The 1,074-nt window shown below is 32.7% G+C and carries 1 protein-coding gene; it reads left to right on the top strand.

Translation table 11 applies throughout. The features are described from left to right. Positions 1-1,011: IS1182 family transposase (locus HMPREF2937_RS07005; RefSeq protein ID WP_070864291.1), on the top strand; the 1,011-nt coding region annotated here is incomplete at its 5' end. Between the last annotated feature and the right edge of the window lie 63 nt (positions 1,012-1,074).

The raw sequence follows: 1,074 nt of genomic DNA, 5'->3' as shown, positions 1-1,074 counted from the left end.
AAAAACTACACCCGCCGATTTTATGATAATAAGTTATTTGAAGAAATCTTCCAACACATCTTAAAAATTGCTTTTGAAAACAACCTTATTAATACCGAACAAATTTTTATCGATTCAACTCATATTAAAGCCAATGCTAATAAAAATAAATACATTAAGAAAGTTGTTCAAATTAAAGCCAAAGCATACCAAAAAGAATTGGATGATGAAGTAAATCTTCTAAGAAAAGCCGATGGAAAAAAGCCTATAAAAAAGAAAAAGGAAGCGAAAACTAAATATATAAAAGAAAGCAAAACTGATCCAGAGTCTGGTTATTATGTAAAGAGCGAGAGAGAAAAGCAATTTGCCTATTCGCTACATGCATGTGTCGATAGACACGGCTTCATTTTAGATTCACACGTCACTCCAGGAAATATCCATGATAGTACGCAATTGAAACCTATGATAGAAAGAATGGAGAAAGCAGGTTTAAAAGCGAGATATGTAGCAGTCGATTCTGGATATAAAACTCCAGCTAATGCACACTATCTTATTGAAAAATTAATGATACCTGTGATGCCGTATACTCGACCAAAAGGAAAAGAAGGTTTCTTCAAAATTCGCGATTTCATCTACGATGAATATTATGATAGCTATATCTGTCCTAATGATGAGTTTTTAACTTACAAAAGAACAATGCCAACTGGGCACAGACTATATATGTCAAACTCTGACACATGTCGTGAATGCCCACTATTGAACAAATGCACTGAAAATAAACAGTGTCAAAAACAAATCCAAAGGCACGTATGGCAAGATGATTTAGATATAGTTGAAGATTTAAGGTTTATGGATTCAATTAAAAAAATATATAAAATGAGAAGCCAAACAATAGAAAGACGATTTGGTGACGCTAAAGAGCAACATGGTATGAGATGGACACGTTTCCGCAGTTTAGAAAAGGTGACAATGGATACGATGTTTACTTGTGCTGCGATGAATTTGAAAAAAGTATCTATGTGGCTTACATAAGAGTCCGTGAGGACTTCTATTATAAAGATTTTTATACATATTTTCGAAAATTTCATAAAAAAA

Origin of the sequence: Staphylococcus sp. HMSC061G12 (genome assembly GCF_001838465.1) — a bacterium.
GTDB classification, from domain to species: Bacteria; Bacillota; Bacilli; order Staphylococcales; family Staphylococcaceae; genus Staphylococcus; species Staphylococcus simulans.
Note: the sequence above shows the minus strand (reverse complement) of the source record. Positions and strands in the feature narration are given on the sequence as shown.